At 62.3% G+C, this 15,581-nt stretch carries 14 protein-coding genes; 6 read left to right on the top strand and 8 right to left on the bottom strand.

Translation table 11 applies throughout. The annotated features are described in order from the left end of the window. Nucleotides 1–942, top strand: coding sequence for a methylenetetrahydrofolate reductase [NAD(P)H] (metF, locus tag M1D43_RS02040; RefSeq protein WP_153313810.1), 942 nt, complete (start codon nucleotides 1–3; stop codon nucleotides 940–942). Between the two features lie 542 nt (nucleotides 943–1,484). Here metF and M1D43_RS02045 read toward each other — a convergent pair. From M1D43_RS02045 to M1D43_RS02065, 5 genes are all read right to left on the bottom strand, one after another. Beyond that, complete coding sequence (locus M1D43_RS02045) at nucleotides 1,485–2,429, bottom strand: DMT family transporter (RefSeq protein ID WP_003529170.1); 945 nt, start codon at nucleotides 2,427–2,429, stop codon at nucleotides 1,485–1,487. A gap of 170 nt (nucleotides 2,430–2,599) precedes the next feature. After that, nucleotides 2,600–3,817, bottom strand: coding sequence for a lytic murein transglycosylase (locus tag M1D43_RS02050; protein ID WP_010969761.1), 1,218 nt, complete (start codon nucleotides 3,815–3,817; stop codon nucleotides 2,600–2,602). A 136-nt stretch (nucleotides 3,818–3,953) separates the two neighbouring features. Further along, the gene (locus M1D43_RS02055; RefSeq protein WP_003529163.1) at nucleotides 3,954–4,739 is read right to left on the bottom strand and encodes a glycoside hydrolase family 25 protein; all 786 of its coding nucleotides are present in this window, start codon (nucleotides 4,737–4,739) and stop codon (nucleotides 3,954–3,956) included. Nucleotides 4,740–4,900: 161 nt separating this feature from the next. Continuing rightward, on the bottom strand, nucleotides 4,901–5,566 hold the full coding sequence (locus tag M1D43_RS02060; RefSeq protein WP_003529161.1) for a class I SAM-dependent methyltransferase: 666 nt from the start codon (nucleotides 5,564–5,566) through the stop codon (nucleotides 4,901–4,903). Continuing rightward, nucleotides 5,563–6,813 carry a BtaA family protein gene (locus M1D43_RS02065; protein WP_127540335.1) on the bottom strand — a complete coding sequence of 417 codons (1,251 nt, stop codon included), beginning with the start codon at nucleotides 6,811–6,813 and terminating at the stop codon, nucleotides 5,563–5,565. The genes M1D43_RS02060 and M1D43_RS02065 overlap by 4 nt, the downstream gene beginning before the upstream one ends. 343 nt (nucleotides 6,814–7,156) lie before the next feature. Here M1D43_RS02065 and M1D43_RS02070 point away from each other — a divergent pair, with 343 nt between their 5' ends. Further along, on the top strand, nucleotides 7,157–8,518 hold the full coding sequence (locus M1D43_RS02070; RefSeq protein WP_153313811.1) for a serine hydrolase domain-containing protein: 1,362 nt from the start codon (nucleotides 7,157–7,159) through the stop codon (nucleotides 8,516–8,518). Between the two features lie 37 nt (nucleotides 8,519–8,555). On the opposite strand, the gene M1D43_RS02075 is transcribed toward M1D43_RS02070, so the two are convergent. From M1D43_RS02075 to M1D43_RS02085, 3 genes are all read right to left on the bottom strand, one after another. Beyond that, a complete protein-coding gene (locus M1D43_RS02075; protein WP_127598213.1) occupies nucleotides 8,556–9,557 on the bottom strand; it encodes a lytic transglycosylase domain-containing protein in 1,002 nt (333 codons plus the stop codon). A 132-nt stretch (nucleotides 9,558–9,689) separates the two neighbouring features. Beyond that, nucleotides 9,690–10,325: a LysE family translocator gene (locus tag M1D43_RS02080; protein WP_028010941.1), complete on the bottom strand. Its 636-nt coding sequence runs from the start codon at nucleotides 10,323–10,325 to the stop codon at nucleotides 9,690–9,692. 137 nt (nucleotides 10,326–10,462) lie between these two features. Further along, complete coding sequence (locus tag M1D43_RS02085) at nucleotides 10,463–11,677, bottom strand: pyrophosphate--fructose-6-phosphate 1-phosphotransferase (protein WP_003529152.1); 1,215 nt, start codon at nucleotides 11,675–11,677, stop codon at nucleotides 10,463–10,465. A 342-nt stretch (nucleotides 11,678–12,019) separates the two neighbouring features. Here M1D43_RS02085 and M1D43_RS02090 point away from each other — a divergent pair, with 342 nt between their 5' ends. The 4 genes from M1D43_RS02090 to M1D43_RS02105 all read left to right on the top strand — a co-directional run bounded on the left by M1D43_RS02090 (nucleotide 12,020) and on the right by M1D43_RS02105 (nucleotide 15,579). Continuing rightward, nucleotides 12,020–12,727 (top strand): J domain-containing protein, encoded by a 708-nt coding sequence (locus M1D43_RS02090; protein ID WP_003529150.1) that lies wholly within the window; start codon nucleotides 12,020–12,022, stop codon nucleotides 12,725–12,727. Continuing rightward, entirely contained in the window at nucleotides 12,724–13,488 is a 765-nt protein-coding gene (locus tag M1D43_RS02095) for an N-acetylmuramoyl-L-alanine amidase (RefSeq protein WP_153313812.1), read from the top strand. Before M1D43_RS02090 ends, M1D43_RS02095 begins: the two co-directional genes overlap by 4 nt. Before the next feature lie 226 nt (nucleotides 13,489–13,714). Further along, the gene (locus M1D43_RS02100; RefSeq protein WP_010969754.1) at nucleotides 13,715–14,254 is read left to right on the top strand and encodes a lytic transglycosylase domain-containing protein; all 540 of its coding nucleotides are present in this window, start codon (nucleotides 13,715–13,717) and stop codon (nucleotides 14,252–14,254) included. Between the two features lie 137 nt (nucleotides 14,255–14,391). After that, nucleotides 14,392–15,579, top strand: a complete 1,188-nt coding sequence (locus M1D43_RS02105; protein WP_153313813.1) for an NAD(P)/FAD-dependent oxidoreductase — start codon at nucleotides 14,392–14,394, stop codon at nucleotides 15,577–15,579. Nucleotides 15,580–15,581: the final 2 nt, after the last annotated feature.

A 15,581-nucleotide genomic window follows, 5' to 3' on the forward strand; every position in this document is an offset into this window, starting at 1 on the left:
ATGAACGGACGGACGCCTTACCCCGTGGACTGTGACGGGCTTAGATTTTCCTTCGAGTACTTCCCGCCGAAGAACGACGAGATGGAGACGCAGCTCTTTCAGACAGTCACGGCCCTCTCCGTTTTCGCGCCCGCCTTCGTCACCGTCACCTACGGTGCCGGCGGGTCGACCAAGGCGCGCTCCCTGACGACGGTCAAGCGGATGATCGGGGAGATGGAGATCGCGAATACGGCGGCGCACCTCACTTGCGTCGGCGCGCCGAAGGCGGAGGTGGATGCGGTCATCGACGAGTTCCTGGCCTGCGGCGTGCGCCATTTCGTGGCATTGAGGGGTGATCCGCAAGGCGGTATCGGCAGCGTCTACGAGCCTTTTCCGGGCGGCTATGAGAATGCCGCCGCCCTCGTCAAGGCCCTGCGGGCGCGCGGCGATTTCGAGATCTCCGTCTCCGCCTATCCGGAAAAGCATCCGGAGAGCCCCGACGTCGCTGCCGACATAGACATGTTGAAGCGCAAGGTCGACAATGGCGCAACGCGCGCGCTTACGCAGTTCTTCTTCGACAATGACGACTTCGAGCGCTATCTCGAACGCGTAAGGCGTGCGGGCATCGCGATACCGATCGTACCCGGGATACTGCCGATCAATAATCTCACCCAGGTGCAGAAATTTGCCGGTCTTTGCGGCGCCAGAGTTCCGGAGTCGATCGTTTCGCGGCTGGGCCCTATTGACGATCAGCCGGAGGAGCGCTTCCGGGAGGCGGCCCATATCGCGGCCGAACAGGTCGCCGATCTCGTCCGGCGCGGCGTCAGCGATTTTCACCTCTACACGATGAACCGCCCGCAGCTGATCACCGCCGTTTGCGAACTGATGGGCTATGATCCGGAAATCACGCCGGCTCAGCCGGCCGACACGGAGCGCTCAGTCCGGGCGGTCGCGAGGGCATGACGGCCGACCTCGGATAACGCAGCAGCAATAGCGAAAGCCCATGAGTGCCGCAGCATTCATGGGCTTTCTGATTGTTGCAGCCTGTCGAACTATTGCGCCTGAGCGGCCGTCAGACATGCCTCGCTGAAAAAATGGATTTTCCGGAAATTAAAGTCCCCGTTTCGGCTGGACTGTCAGTGGCCCTGGATCACACGAAAAGCATTACGGCCACGAATGCGAACGCTGCACTGATCATAAGGACGTTCAACGAGTGTGTAAGTCCCATAAGCTGATCCTCCCTGCGTTGACGGGTAAAACATAGGGCGAAAAAACGGCATGTGAAAGCGAAACTTGTGCTGCACTGCGAAATTCCGTATGTCAGATTTTCTCGCGAATACATCTAAATTGCTGAAATTATTTAATTATTTTGGAATGCCACATTTTATTCACAATTCCTGCCGGGAGGTTAATGTAACCGTCTGTAACGCTGCGTGAGTGTGTGAAAATGACGGTGAATCACTTCATCGGCGTGCGCCGGGGCGGGATTGCGGCGCGCGGAACGGTCACCGTCCGGCGGAATATCCGAGCTTCAGGACGCGCCCGTCCAGGATCGCCAGGCCGGCGGCGATGAGCAACATGCCGCCGACGTCCGTCGCCTGCAGCATTTCTCCCAGGAAGAGATAGCCGAGCAGGATGGCGCTTGGCGGGACAAGCAGCGTTACCAGCGACGTGTTGGTGGCGCCCGCTTCGGCCATGATGCGGAAGAACAGGATATAGGCATAGGCGGTTGAGACGAGCGCCAGTCCGAGGATCGCGAGCACGGTCGTGAGCGGCGGCATCGGCATGGTCCATGGCATGTCGACGAGGACCGCGACCGGCAGCATGATGAGTGTCGATGCCGTCAATTGCCCAGCGGCCGTCACCGGCGGGGCCAGATCGCGGAAGCGTTTGCCGTAAGTCGCGGAAAAGCCGTAGCTGACTGCTGCCAGGACCGGCAGGACGAGCGCCCAGAGCGGCACGTCGCCGGCAGTGCCGAAGAGGCCGGCAAGCGCACTCGGTCCTATGAGCACGACGGTACCGGCAAGCCCGAGCAGGCAACCGCTGAACTTCGCGGTGCTCAACTTCTCATCCTCGGTCGCGACATTGGCGATGAGCACCGTCCAGACCGGCGTCGTGGCGTTGAGGATTGCCGCGAGACCGGCGCCGATGTGCGTTTGGCCGAGAAAGATGAAAGCATGCGGAATGGCGTTGTTGATGAGCCCCATGAGCAGGAATTCGCGCCAGCGCCCGGCGAGCGCCGGATATATGCCGTGTCGGCCCCGAAGATAGAGATGCAGGGCGAGGGCGGCGAGGCCGAGACGCAAAAGCACGAGCGTGAAAGGCGGCACATGGGCAACGGCGACCCGGGCGAAGAAGAAGGAGCCGCCCCAGATGAGACCGAGCAGCCCGAGCAATGCCCAGAGGCGCATGGTCATGTGGGTGCTGATGGAATTTGCGGATGAAGCCATATCTTGCCTGCGCAGCAGCTACCGCATCGGCCCGAAAATCGGACGATTTTCGGAAAGCACGATGCGTCGGCTGAATCTAAGCCGGGATAGGAGCCCGACAATTCTGAATTGTGCAAGCAGTATTGCAGCGAAGCGGGTGTTGCCACCCGCTTCTTGTGTCCTGCAAAAGGTTAAAGCGCCTCCAGCAGGCCCGGTGTTGCCCACCCGTCGGCGGGAATCCCGAGCTTCAACTGCTCCTTCTGCAGCGCGGCCCGCGTGCCCGAGCCGAGAATGCCGTCGATTTTGCCGACGTCATGGCCAAGTGCCTGCAATCTGGTCTGCAGGGCCTTCATCTCGGCGTCGCCGAGCCCCGGTTCCGGATTTCCCTGTTGATAGGGAGGCGCACCGGCAAGCCGGGTCGCGAAATAGGCGGCGGAGGTCGTGTAGATGAAGGACTGGTTCCACTCGAGATAGATCTTGAAGTTCGGGTAGGTCAGGAAAGCAGCGCCTTTGCGGCCCTGAGGGAGCACCAGCGAGGCTTCGAGCCCACTATTGGAGGTGTTGCCGTCACGCGGCGCGACACCGAGTGCGAACCAGTCGCCGGCGGTCATGCCGGGCTGCAGGCCGGTCTTTTCCCATGGCAACTGCTCCGGAACGCGGACCTCCTGAATCCATGGTTCCCCGGGCTTGAAGCCCAGGCTCTGGATGAATTTCGCCGCCGTCAGAATGGCATCCGGAGAACTCTTCTTGAGATTGACATGGCCGTCGCCGTCGCCGTCGACGCCATAGGCGATGATGTCCTCAGGCAGCATCTGTACCTGACCGATCTCGCCCGCCCAGGCGCCGGTGGTCGCCGCGGGATCGAGATCGCCGTGCTGCACCATCTCGATTGCGGCGAGAAGCTGCGGCCGGAACATTTCCGGGCGGCGGCAGTCATGCGCCAGCGTCACCAGCGCATCACGCGTATTGAAATCGCCCTGCACGGCGCCGAAGTCGGTCTCCATGGCCCAGAATGCGGTGATCACGGGCGCCGGTACGCCGAACTCCTGCTCGGCCCGGGCAAAGACGTCGGCATATTCCCGCATCTTCTGCGCACCGATGTCGAGGCGCGACTTGCTGACGGTACGCTTCGAAAACTCGGTGAAGGTCTGCTTGAACACGCCCTGAGCGCGGTCGCGGCTCAGCACCTTCTGGTCGATGGCGGCGCCTGCGAGCGCCCGATCGGCGACGTCTGCGGGGATGCCCTTGGCGACCGCTTCGGCCTTGACGCCCTCCAGAAAGGAGCCGAGGTCGCCGCCGCACGCGGCGGCTGGGTTCCCCGGTTGAGCCGGAGCTTGCGCCAGGGCCGGCGCGCCGGCGATCGCAAGGAATCCGAGGGAGAGAAGGGCTTTGCGCGCTGTGGCTGTCATTACAATTCCTTTCCATGCCGGCCGCACAGGAATGCCGCCGGGCCCGAAGTCTGTCGAGAATGAAATCTATCGATGCTCTCTCAGAGCATTATGACCGAATGAAGAAAATGCGGACCATGCCGCCGCGTCCTCTGGTCTATCTTGCCTGCGAGACGGTCGCGACCCACTTCTGCCAGTTCCTGGCGGAACCGGCGAAGGCGTTGATGTCCGTGCTGCCCTGAATGCCGGGGATCACGCCGGTGCTGGTATATTGCCAGAAGGCCCAGCGGCGTTCGACGTAGATGTCCTTCGGGTGCTTGGCTACCGAGCGCACCCAGAAATGATAGTCGTTGAAGGCGCCGACCAGATTGTCATGGTGGAAGTCGACGGACGTGTAGATGATCGGCCGCTTGCCGTAATGGGCCTCGAGCCGATCCATGAACCGCTTCATTTCGGACCGCACGGTTTCCGGCGCCGGCCGGTGACGGCAGGTCTTGGATTCGCCATTCCATTCGACATCCAGGACGGGCGGCAGGTGGACGGCGCTCTTCGGCACGTTGGCGATGAACCAGTCGGCCTGGGCGTCGGCGGTGGAGCAGAAATAATAGAAATGATAGGGCGCGTAGGCGAGGCCGACGGCGCGCGCCTGCTGCCAATATTCGTGGAAGCGCGAGTCCACCCGGTCCTTGCCCTCGGTTGCCTTGATGAACGCGAAGGACACCCCGGAATTCTTAACCTTCCGCCAATCGATGTCGCCGTTCCACTTGGAGACGTCGATCCCGTGAACGCTGTGATGGTGCGGCGTGCGGCCGCCGAAATCCTGCGGATCGGTGTCGTGGAAGCGCGGCTGAATGGAGGCCGTCTTGACGAGATCGTAGTCGGTGGAGGTACAGGAGGAGAGAATGGTGGCGATGGGCAGCAATGCCAGGAGAAGCCGGCGCATAGGGGTTCCGTTTCGAGACGAACGACGATCCTGCCTCACGCGATGGTTTCCATGATTGGTGATGTCCCCCAGGGAGGCGTGACCTCCTTTTCACCATATCATCGTAAAAATTGCGTTAGCTCAAGTGTGAATTGCAGCCGAATGCAATCCGGCACCGTCCGCTACGGTGCCGCGCGGCGATAGACGACAAGCCAGGCATAACCTCGTCCCAGCGATCTGACCTCGAGCGCCGCTCCGTTTCTCTCGGCTCTTTTGCGCATCACATCGAAAAGCGTTTCGCGCGGCGTGACGTGGAAGCGTCTGAGCCAGGCCTGGAGGAAGCGGCGGAAGCCGGCCGGCCAACCTTCCTGCTGGCCGAAGTCGGCGATATGCAGCGAGCCGCCCGGCTTGAGCGCGGCAATCGCGGCATCGACCGCCTTTTCCCATTCGGGAACCATGGAAAGGGCGTAGGAAATGACGATCCGGTCGAAGCCTTCCTGATCGAATGAGGCGGCGGTGAAATTCGTCGCGTCGGCGACCCGCAACACTGCGTCCGGCCGATTTTGGCGCCGGAGCTTGGCTTTGGCGGTCGCCAGCATTTCGGCCGAGATATCGAGGCCGAAGAGGCGCGCACCGGGGTAGAGATCCCCGATCACGGCGAGATTGCGGCCCGTGCCGCAGCCGACTTCCAGCACCGATGCGCCCGGCGGCGGGTTCAGTTCACGGATCAGCGTGTCACGGCCGAAGAGATAGTATTTGCGAGTGAAATCATAGATGTACCGCTGGTAGCGATACATGCGGTCCATCAGATGAGCGTGGCTTTCATTCGCGGTCTGCACGGCGCTCATGCTTTCTTCCGGTAGATGTGGAAGCCGCCATAGATCGCCGACCGGTCTTCAGCGCCGAGCCTCATCGAAGTCTCGGCATCATAGTGCCACTGATCGAGGAGCGTGGTGGAGAGGCGCCCCGGCAGGATGCTCGCTTCGGCCGCCGTGCGGAAGATCACGACCGCGCCGGCGTCGGCGGTGCGGGTGATCTCCGTCCAGAGGTCGTTCAGCTGCTGGTCGGTCATCCAGTCCTGTGCGTCGAGGAGCACGTAGCGGTCGACTGAGGCGGCGGGCTTGCCGGCGAGAAGCTCCGTGAAGCTCGCATGGTGGACCTCGACGCGCTCCGCATTGTCGCGAATCGCTTCGTATCGCGATGCCTGAAGATAAGGCGGCAACTCGCCCTCGTCCGGCCGCGGGTAGCGCCGTGCAAAGGCCTGCCAGGCGAAGTAGTTATCGCGCAAGGGGAAATGACAGGTCAGCTTTTCCAGGCGATTGCGCAGCACCGCGGCGACGGATTTCTCCCGGCTCAGGCTCGCGAGTTCGTCGAACTGCTGCGGCGGGATGCCGAGGCCGAAAAGGGAGCTCTTGCGGCTGGTGATCCAACGGATGACCGGACGCTCGAAGAGCGGAGCGAGCTTGTCGTCGAAGAACTGCCGCTGCTCGCGCATGGAGCGCGCCTTGACGAAATCTTCCGGATTGATGCCGTGCAGCCGTGCGAGAGCATGGCTGGCGGAAATGAAACGGCCAAGCAGGCCGGTACGATAAACGTTGCGCCCGAAGACGCCGATGCGCCGGCGGCCGGTGAGATCTCGGCCGTTCCAGTAGGCGCGCGTTACCGGATCGAGCTTCGGCGCGAGGAACACGTCGTAGGCCTGGCCATTCGTGCGCGTACCTTCGACGGCGAGGAACCGCACCACGTCCTTGTGGCTCGGCAGGTGGCGAAAGGCAGACAGCTTCAGCCGGTTGAGCGCGATGTGATGGGGGTTGAGATCGACCACGTCTATCCGGGCAGGCTCGGCGGAGAGATAGGTCAGCATGTTGCAGCCGCCGGAACCGATCGTCACGATCCGATGTCCGGGACGGATCTGCATCGCTTCCATGTCGACAATCGGGTCCTCCCAGATCTGCGGGTAGACGAGTCCGGAAAAGAGCAGCCCGAACAAGCGTTCGGAGAGACCGGCGGGGGAGAGAGCTTTATGCTGCAGGAGTGCGCTTTTCAGTTTCGGATTCTTCTTGCCGAAGCCGGCATCCGGGGCGAAGTCGGTCATCTTGCCTGTCGTCCAGTTGAAACTGAGCCGCTTCTAAGGTGACTCGGCTACACTTTGATGACGAGGTTTCGCACAGGGGCTTGCAGGGATTCGGGTATTGCCTCTCATCTGCCTGCCGGCACCTTCTCCCCGCAAGCGGTGCGAAGGAGACTCGCGGCGACCACCAGGCCCTTCCGACAAAGCGGTTGCGGTGACGGCATTTTGCGACGAAAGGGCAAACCGGAGGAGAGGTCATCCTCACCACCTGAGCCTCTGCTGCCGGATACAAGACGCAATAGTCATGTACACTGGTCAGACGGGCGAAAGCGCTGTAGCACTTTATAAAAAGGGCAGGAGGGCGAGAATGAAGGGTCTGCTGAAGACGCTTGGCGGGCTGGTTGTGGCTACGCTCGCGGGCCTCGTTGGCTGGCTGGCGCTGTTCCCGCCTGAACTCCTCAAGGTGGGCGATGGCTATGCCGCCAAGATCGTCTGCTCCAATGTGTTCCTCGCGGGACGCGATCCGCAGGAAGTGCTGGCGGAGGACGTGCAGGCGCCTGGCCACCCGCTCCTGGAGCTCGTGCGCGTTTCGGTCGATCGGGAAGAGCAGAGCGTAACGGCGCGTCTCCTGGGCTTTGCCGCCCCAGGCCGCGCCGTCTACCGTCCGGGCCGCGGTTGCGCCAATGTGAGCGGAGGCAGCGCCGAGGCCATCGCGGGGATGCGCGGGACCGAGTCGGCAACGGCGCCGCTCGCCCCCGATCCGAGCCTCGACTGGCCGGACGGGGACAAGCCGGACATCGACCCGGCCATTCAAAAGCTTGTCGAAGATCCGGCACTGGCAGGTCCGGGCATGCGTGCAATCGTGGTCGTCAGGGATGGCAGGCTGGTCGCGGAAACCTATGCGGCGGGCTTCGACCGGAACACGCCCCTGCTCGGCTGGTCGATGACGAAGTCCGTGACGGCGGCGATCATCGGCCGGCGCATTGCCGAAGGGCGGATGGATCTGGCCCAGACCAATCTGGTGACCGAATGGAACGGCGACGACCGGGCTCGCATCAAGCTGACGGACCTTCTCGCGATGCAGAGCGGGCTCGATTTCAACGAGGATTACGGCGACGTCACGGACGTGACGCGTATGCTCTATCTGGAAAGCGACATGGCCGGCTTCGTCGCCTCGAAGCCGCTGGAAGCGGCTCCGGGCACGAAATTCGCCTATTCGAGCGGCACGAGCAATCTTCTGTCCCGGCTCTGGATGCAGACATTCGACGATCCGGCCGAAGCGCTTTCCTATCCGCGCGAGGCGCTCTTCGCTCCGCTCGGGATGACGAGCGCCGTTATGGAGACGGATGCAAGCGGAACCTTCGTCGGGTCTTCCTACATGTATGCGTCGGCACAGGATTGGGCGCGCTTCGCCGAGTTTCTGCTTCAGGACGGAAGCTGGAAGGGGAGGCGGCTCCTGCCGGAAGGTTACGTGTCCTTCATGCGCACGCCGACTGCGGCTTCCGGGGGCGACTACGGGGCCGGCCAGGTCTGGCTCCAGGAAAACGGCACCCGCGCCGGAACGGCGAATTTCCCGCCCGATACGTTCTGGATGCTTGGACATGACGGGCAGGCGATCATGATCGTCCCCTCGCTTCGCCTCGCGGTCGTCCGCCTGGGGCTGACACCGTCGCGCCTCGGCTACGACGTGCAGAAGCTGAATTCGAGGATAATCGACGCGCTCGATTGAATGATGTCTGGCAGATAGGCCAGCCGCTGGTCGCGGCTTACCTCATATTCAGCTCGTCGAGCATGCCCTTGCGCTTGGCATGGTAATAATAGCCGCTGGCATAGAGCCTTACCGCGCCGTCGTGCTGGTTGTCGGCAACCATCCACGCTCCGCGCAGGTACTTCGTCGCGTATTTGAGGTTGGTTTCCGCGTCGAAGAGACCTTCGGCCGGGCCCTCATAGCCGAGACCCTTGGCCGTGTTGTAGCGGATCTGCATCAACCCGTAATTGCCTTTGCTGTAGGCTCGCGGGTTGTAGTTGCTCTCGCGCCTGACCACCCGGTGCACCAGCTCGAGCGGCAGACCGTTCAGCTCGGCATAATGTTTGATCAGCCTGTCAAGCTCCGGCCGCGAGCTGGTCGGTGTTTTTCCGGGCTTCAGCGAATCGGGAATGACGCTTGCGACCGCGCCGACTGCGGTGCCGATCACGCCTGTCTTCGGGCGCTCCGTCGGAACGATCATGCGCTTGGCGACAAGTGTTTCCAGGCCGACCGGCTCGCCGGTGTCGAAATCCGATTCCCACGAGGCGGCGACCCCGATGAACGGGACCGACTGTCCGGCGCCTTTTTCGGGCACCGGCGGCGCGGCTGCCGGGGCGATACCTGCCGAGGCGGGTGTCGCCATGGCCACTTCAAAGGGCTGTGCGGGTTTGGCCGCCGGCACGGCTACCGACTGGGGAGCCGCGAAAGCGAGGGTCGTGTCTGTCGCGGGCGCCGTCTGCGTTTCGCCGGCGGAACCGGTTCCTGCGGCGCTTGCCGGCACTGCCGACGAGGTTTGCGCGGTCAATGCGGCCGACGTGCTCGCCGCTGCGCCGATCGGCGCAGGCAGCGCGTAAGCCGTCGTCTCTGTGCCCGGCTTCGGCAGGGGCGTGACCGTCTGCACGGCCGTTAACTCCGCAAGCGACGTATGCTCGACCGTGGAACACCCGGAAGCAACGGCGACGGAAACGAAGGACACGGCGGCAAGTGCCCGCTTCGAAAGGGGAATACGGAAATTCGCCATGCTGTCACTTTCGTGCTTCTGGGCCCCGTAGCCCCTGCAAATCAGCGGTTGCCACCCGCCGCGCTTGAATCTCCATTAACCTATGCCGCCGGTTGCGGCAAGCACGTGGGAGCATTTCAGAGACTGCTCATTTCAGGACGTGGCGCGCTTCAGCCCCGCCGTCAGAAAGCCGGCGCCGATGAGCAGCGAACCACCGAGGCGGTTGACGATTCGCCGGACATTCGGCTTGCGGATGGTGCTTCCGGCTGCGGCAGCAAGCCAGGCATAGAGCGCCGCGTTGATCGTCGCGAGTATCAGGAACGTCGTCTCGAAGATCGCCATCTGCGCGAAAAGCGGCCGCGACAGATCGAGGAACTGGGGCAGGAAGGCGACGAAGAAGAGAATGCTCTTCGGGTTAAGTGCGGTCACCGCATAGGTGTGAATGAATATCCGCAGCGGTCTTTCCGCAGGACTCGTTTCAACGGTGCTCCCGCTGTCGTTGGCGACCGGCGCCCTCCAGAGTTTGATGCCGAGCCAGACGAGATAGGCGGCGCCGACCCACTTCAGCACGGTGAAAACCGCCGCCGAGGTTGCAAGCAGGGCACCGAGGCCGAGCATCGACGCGGTCATTGCGGTGAAATCGCCAAGAGCGACACCAGCCACGGTCGCGCCCGCGATCTTGCGGCCGTGGCCGAGCGCGTAGGAGATGACGAGAAGGATCGTGGGGCCGGGAATGGCAAGCAGCACCGCAGACGCGGCGGCAAAGGCGAACCAGTGTTCGAAGGACATGAAGGGGCTCCGCGGTTGAATGCTCGTGAAGAGGAGGGAGCCATGCCGGCGCGCAGCCGTCAACTCCTCCCGACCAGAAGCCCCAGCGAGAAGCGGTTCGCCGCTTCAGAAAACAGCGAACCGTTCCTCGTCGTTCATCAGTCGGCCGTCTGCCACTTCTGGCCGACGACATCCATGACCTCGCCGAACCACTTCGCGGACGTGTCGAAATGCTTTCCGCCCTTGATGCGCGGGAACTCGATCGTGCGCAGCCGCCCGCCCTGATCCTCGTCGTGGCCCGTCACGCCGGAGACCTTGTTGAGCGCGCTCTCGACCGCCAGATCGACCATGCTCTGGATGAGGCGCAGATCGTCGACATTGGCGGGGGCGGAGCGTGCATAGTAGCCGGACTTCTGCACCATTGAGCGCTCGGCGCCGAGGAGCGCCGCGAACTGCTTGGAGAACCAGTTTCCGACGTTGATCGTATCGATCTTCACATGGCCGAACGCGTCGCGCTTGACCGTCTCGCCGGCGGCCTCCCGTTCGGCGACGATGGCGTCGAGGCAGGCGCCTTCGCTCACGAACAGCGTGACGAAGCCGGCTCGATCCATGACTTCGCGCAGGCGCGCGGCTTCCGCTTCGAGATCGAACGCCATCTCGGGAAGGTAGAGGCCGTCGATGTTCTTCAGCTGTGCGTTCATCATGAAGCCGTCGACATATTCCTTGTTGCCGGCCAGCTGGATATAGGCGCGCGCGGTTGCCGCGGTCAGCCAGCCGCAGTGTCGGCCCATGACCTCATGGACGACGAGGGTGCGCGGCGCGGCGCTCTGTTCGTTGCTGACATGGTCGAAGAAGCGTGCGCCGTATTCGGCCGCCGTCCAGGCGCCGAGCGTCTGGCGGATGGGCACGACGTCGTTGTCGACCGTCTTCGGCAGGCCGACGACCGTCAGATCGTAGCCGTTGGCCCCGAGATAGGCTGCGAGATCGGCTGCGGTGGTGTTGGTATCGTCGCCGCCGATCGTGTGCAGGATGCTGATGCCGTCGGACGCGAGCCTCTCGGCCGCGACGCGCAAAGGATTCTCCCCTTCCTTGACGAGGCCGCGCTTCACGCAGTCGGCAGTGTTGGTGAGCTTCACGCGGCTGTTGCCGATCGGCGATCCGCCGTGGCGGTGGAGCACATGCGCCTTCTCGCGCATGGCCGGGGTGATTTCGATCCGGTCGGCGAGAAGCAGGCCCTGATAGCCGGAACGGTAGGCCACGAGCTCATAGTCCGGCGCGATGTCGGTGTAGCGTTCGATCAGGCCGCCGACAGCGGATGAAAGGCAGGGCGCGAGCCCGCCTGCCGTCAACATTGCGACTTTCTTCTTGGCCATGGGGTCCTCCTGGGGATTTCGGCATCAAGCGATCGCTCGTGAGATCGACCGCATTCTAATTCCTTGCCTTGGATCAAAGATAGCGGTGGTCTAACCCAAATCCGATGGAAATTAAATGACAGGCCTGTGGATCGCGAGAAATGGAAACCGGCTCGCGGTTGCGGCGTTGCGCCTGAAAGTCGCACGGTGGCGTCCAGGAATTCGATTGAGATTTGTGGCGATATGAATTATTGAGGGGCCATCACAAATTCGTCATCCATGATGATTGACGCGGCTCTGCCGCTTGCAAATCGCCACCGCATAAGATCATGCTCGCGTGGTGGACAGGGAACAATCGCACTTATGTCATTTTGGGACAGCCTGCTCAAAATCGTCACGACCACTGGTAACGCGCTTACGGGAGTGGTCGAGGCGGTCCGGACGCTCTTCGAAGGAGATCCGGAAACTCGGCGAAAGGTCGCCTTTTCGGTCGCCATGATCGCCCTTTCGGCGAAAATGGCGAAGGCCGACGGCATCGTGAACGAGGCCGAGGTGAGCGCCTTTCGCGACATCTTCAAGTTTCCCGCGGACCAGGCGAAGAACGTCGCCAGGCTTTACAATCTCGCCCGCCAGGACGTTGCCGGCTACGAGGCCTATGCGGAGAAAATGGCTTCGCTCTGCTCCTCCTGCGAGAGGAATTGCCCGATCCTCGAAGACATCGTCGACGGCCTCTTCCATATCGCGAAGTCCGACGGGGCGGTGCACGAGAAGGAACTTACGTTCCTGAGGCGCGTGGCCGAGATATTCAGGATGGACGACGAGCATTTCGGATGCATCATGGCGCGCCACGTTCATGGCGACGACCGCGATCCCTATCAGGTTCTCGGCGTTTCGCCGAAGGATGACTTTTCCGCGATTCGCAAGCGCTACCGCGTTCTCGTTTCCGAGAACCACCCGGACATGCTCGTGGCGCGCGGCGTGCCGGAAGAATTCCACGCGATCGCCAACGATCGCATGGCCGTGCTCAACGCGGCCTACGAGGCGATCGAAAGAGAACGTCGCGCCGCATGACATCCGAGACCTGCGATTTCCCCGGCGCTCATCTCGTGCCCTCGCCCAACCATGGCGAGCGCGCCGGCGGGCGCAGGCCGGATATGATCATCCTTCATTATACCGGCATGGAGACGGCGGCGTCCGCGCTCGACTGGCTCTGTCGCGAGGAAAGCCAGGTCTCCTGTCATTATTTCGTGGACGAGGAGGGGCGAATCGCCCAACTGGTGCCGGAAGAACGCCGGGCCTGGCACGCGGGCAAGGGCGTCTGGAAGGGCGAGACGGATATCAATTCGTGCTCCATCGGGATCGAGATTGCCAATGCCGGTCACCCGGGCGGCCTCCCGGACTTCCCTGAGGCACAGATCGAGGCGGTCGCCGAATTGTGTCTGGACTGTGGCGAACGCTGGCAAATCACCCCGGAGAGGGTGCTTGCGCATAGCGATATCGCGCCGATTCGCAAGGTTGATCCTGGAGAAAATTTTCCTTGGGATGTGCTCTTTCGTCGCGGGGTCGGACACTGGGTTGAACCGGCGCCCGTGAGGGGTGGCCGCTTCTTTCAGCGCGGCGACAGCGGTCAGCCCGTGGAAGCGCTCCAGTCCATGCTTTTGCTTTATGGTTATGGAGTTGAAATCACTGGGGATTTTTGCGCGAGAACCGAAGGCGTGGTCGCCGCGTTTCAGCGCCATTTCCGACAATCGCGAGTAGACGGCATCGCCGACGTTTCCACCATCGATACGCTGCACCGCCTGCTTTCGGCATTGCCGATTTCCAACGCCTGACAGGCGATTTTTGTTCCCCCTAAATTAGCGTGGGTTTGTTTTTCGTGCACGATTTTCTCGTGCTGCCACATGTTTACCATGATGCGCCGGTCATTTCCGTTGCATCAACTGCAGGGGATGTGGCGCCGAGCGCGGCACCTTTGTCAATGAAAACGATCGGGAAATTCGATCGTGGCGGTGGGGTGCGCCGCGCGATCGGTTCCCCAGACCGGAGACTTCAAACTAAATGAGAATAGCGTCTGTTGCTGCGGTGGCGGCATGCCTTGGCATGTTCTTCGCCGGGATTGGTACGTCGTATGCGGGGGGCATCGACAAAACCGTCAAGACTTCTGCGATTCCGTCGGTGACCAGAACGACGGGTTATCCGAAACCCGACCTGACATTGCCACGCGGATCCCAATATACGATCCTCATCCAGTCCTATGCCAAGCAATACGGCATTCCGGCCGATCTCGCTCACGCCATCGTCGAGGTCGAGAGCAACTTCAATGCCAAGGCTCGCGGAAGCGCCGGCGAGGTCGGTCTGATGCAGATCAAGCCGGCTACGGCCCGAATGATGGGCTATACCGGCTCGATCAAAGAACTCTACGAGCCTGAGACCAATATCAAGTTCGGGATGAAGTACCTGGCGAAGGCGCAGGAGCTTTCGGACGGGACGACCTGCGGCACCATCCTCAAATACAATGCCGGCCATGGCGCGAAGCGAATGAACCCCGTTTCGAAGCGCTACTGCGGTAAAGTCAAGAACATCCTGGACTGGCTGTGATCTACCGGATGTGACGCTGCAAGACATAGGCCGGATGGGTATCGCGTTCCGGCATATTGTTGATTGTTCGAAGGAATTCGGTGCGGAAGCCTGAACGGCATGCTATCTCGGTCGCGAAGCGAACATCGGGGAAGGGCATGTCGGAAAGCGTTGATTTCGTCATTGTTGGCAAGGGGATGATGGGCGCAGCAGCGGCGCGTCATCTTGCGAGGGCAGGCGCCGGTGTCGCGCTTATCGGCCCCGATGAGCCGGAGGACTGGGCGAACCACGGCGGCGTTTTCGCCAGTCATTACGACAATGCCCGCATCACCCGTACGATCGACGACGACCCGGTCTGGGCGCGTCTCGCTCGGCGCTCGATCGACCGCTATCCGGAAATTGCACTGGAGAGCGGCGTCGAATTCTATTTTCCCGTCGGCTGTCTGATCGCGGCTCCAGCTCCCGGCGGCGCGTTCGATTATCTCGAGAATGTCGAGCGTGCCCGCGACAGACTCGGTGTCGAGGCGCCGCTGATCCCTGGCGACGACCTTGCCGGGCGGTTTCCCTGGTTCCGCTTCCCGCAAGGCTATGCCGGAGTTCACGAGGCAAGCGGAGCAGGCTACATAAATCCTCGTTCGCTCGTCCGCGCGCAAACGATCGCAGCCGAGAAATTGGGTGCACGGGTGATCCGCTCGGAGGTGGTCTCGGTCGAAGACGGTCCCGATCGCGTGGTGGTCAGGACCATCGACGGGCACCTGGTTCGTGCCGGCCGCGCCCTGGTCGCCGCAGGCGGCTTCTCGCTATCGCAGGCGCTTCTCCCGCGGGCGCTCGATCTTGCGGTAAAGGCGCGCACCGTGCTTTTTGCGGAGGTCGGCGCGGATGATCTTCCCATCTATCCAGGCATGCCATCGCTGATCGGGGCCGCGCCGGAGCAGGAGAGAAGCTACTATCTGTTGCCGCCGGTTGCCTATGCCGACGGCAGACACTACATAAAGATCGGCGGCGATCCGACCGATCGGATCCTTGCGAGCGAGCCGGCGATCAGGGATTGGTTTCGAGGCGGTGCAAACGCGGAAGCGGCCGAACACATGCGCGGACTGCTCGCCGAGACGATCCCCGATCTGAGACCCGTTTCGACGCATTATTCGCCCTGCGTCACCGCGTTCACGCGACACGGCTATCCTTATATAGGTTTCGTGAGCGACCGCATCGCCGTGCTCACCGGCGGCAACGGCCAAGCTGCCAAGAGCTCCGACGAGATCGGCAGGCTCGGCGCGGTGCTGGTGGCGGACGGCCGGCTCGAGGCGGACGAGTACGAGACGGATTTCGCGGTCGCGTATCGTTAAGT

Source organism: Ensifer sp. R1-3 (assembly GCF_056739175.1).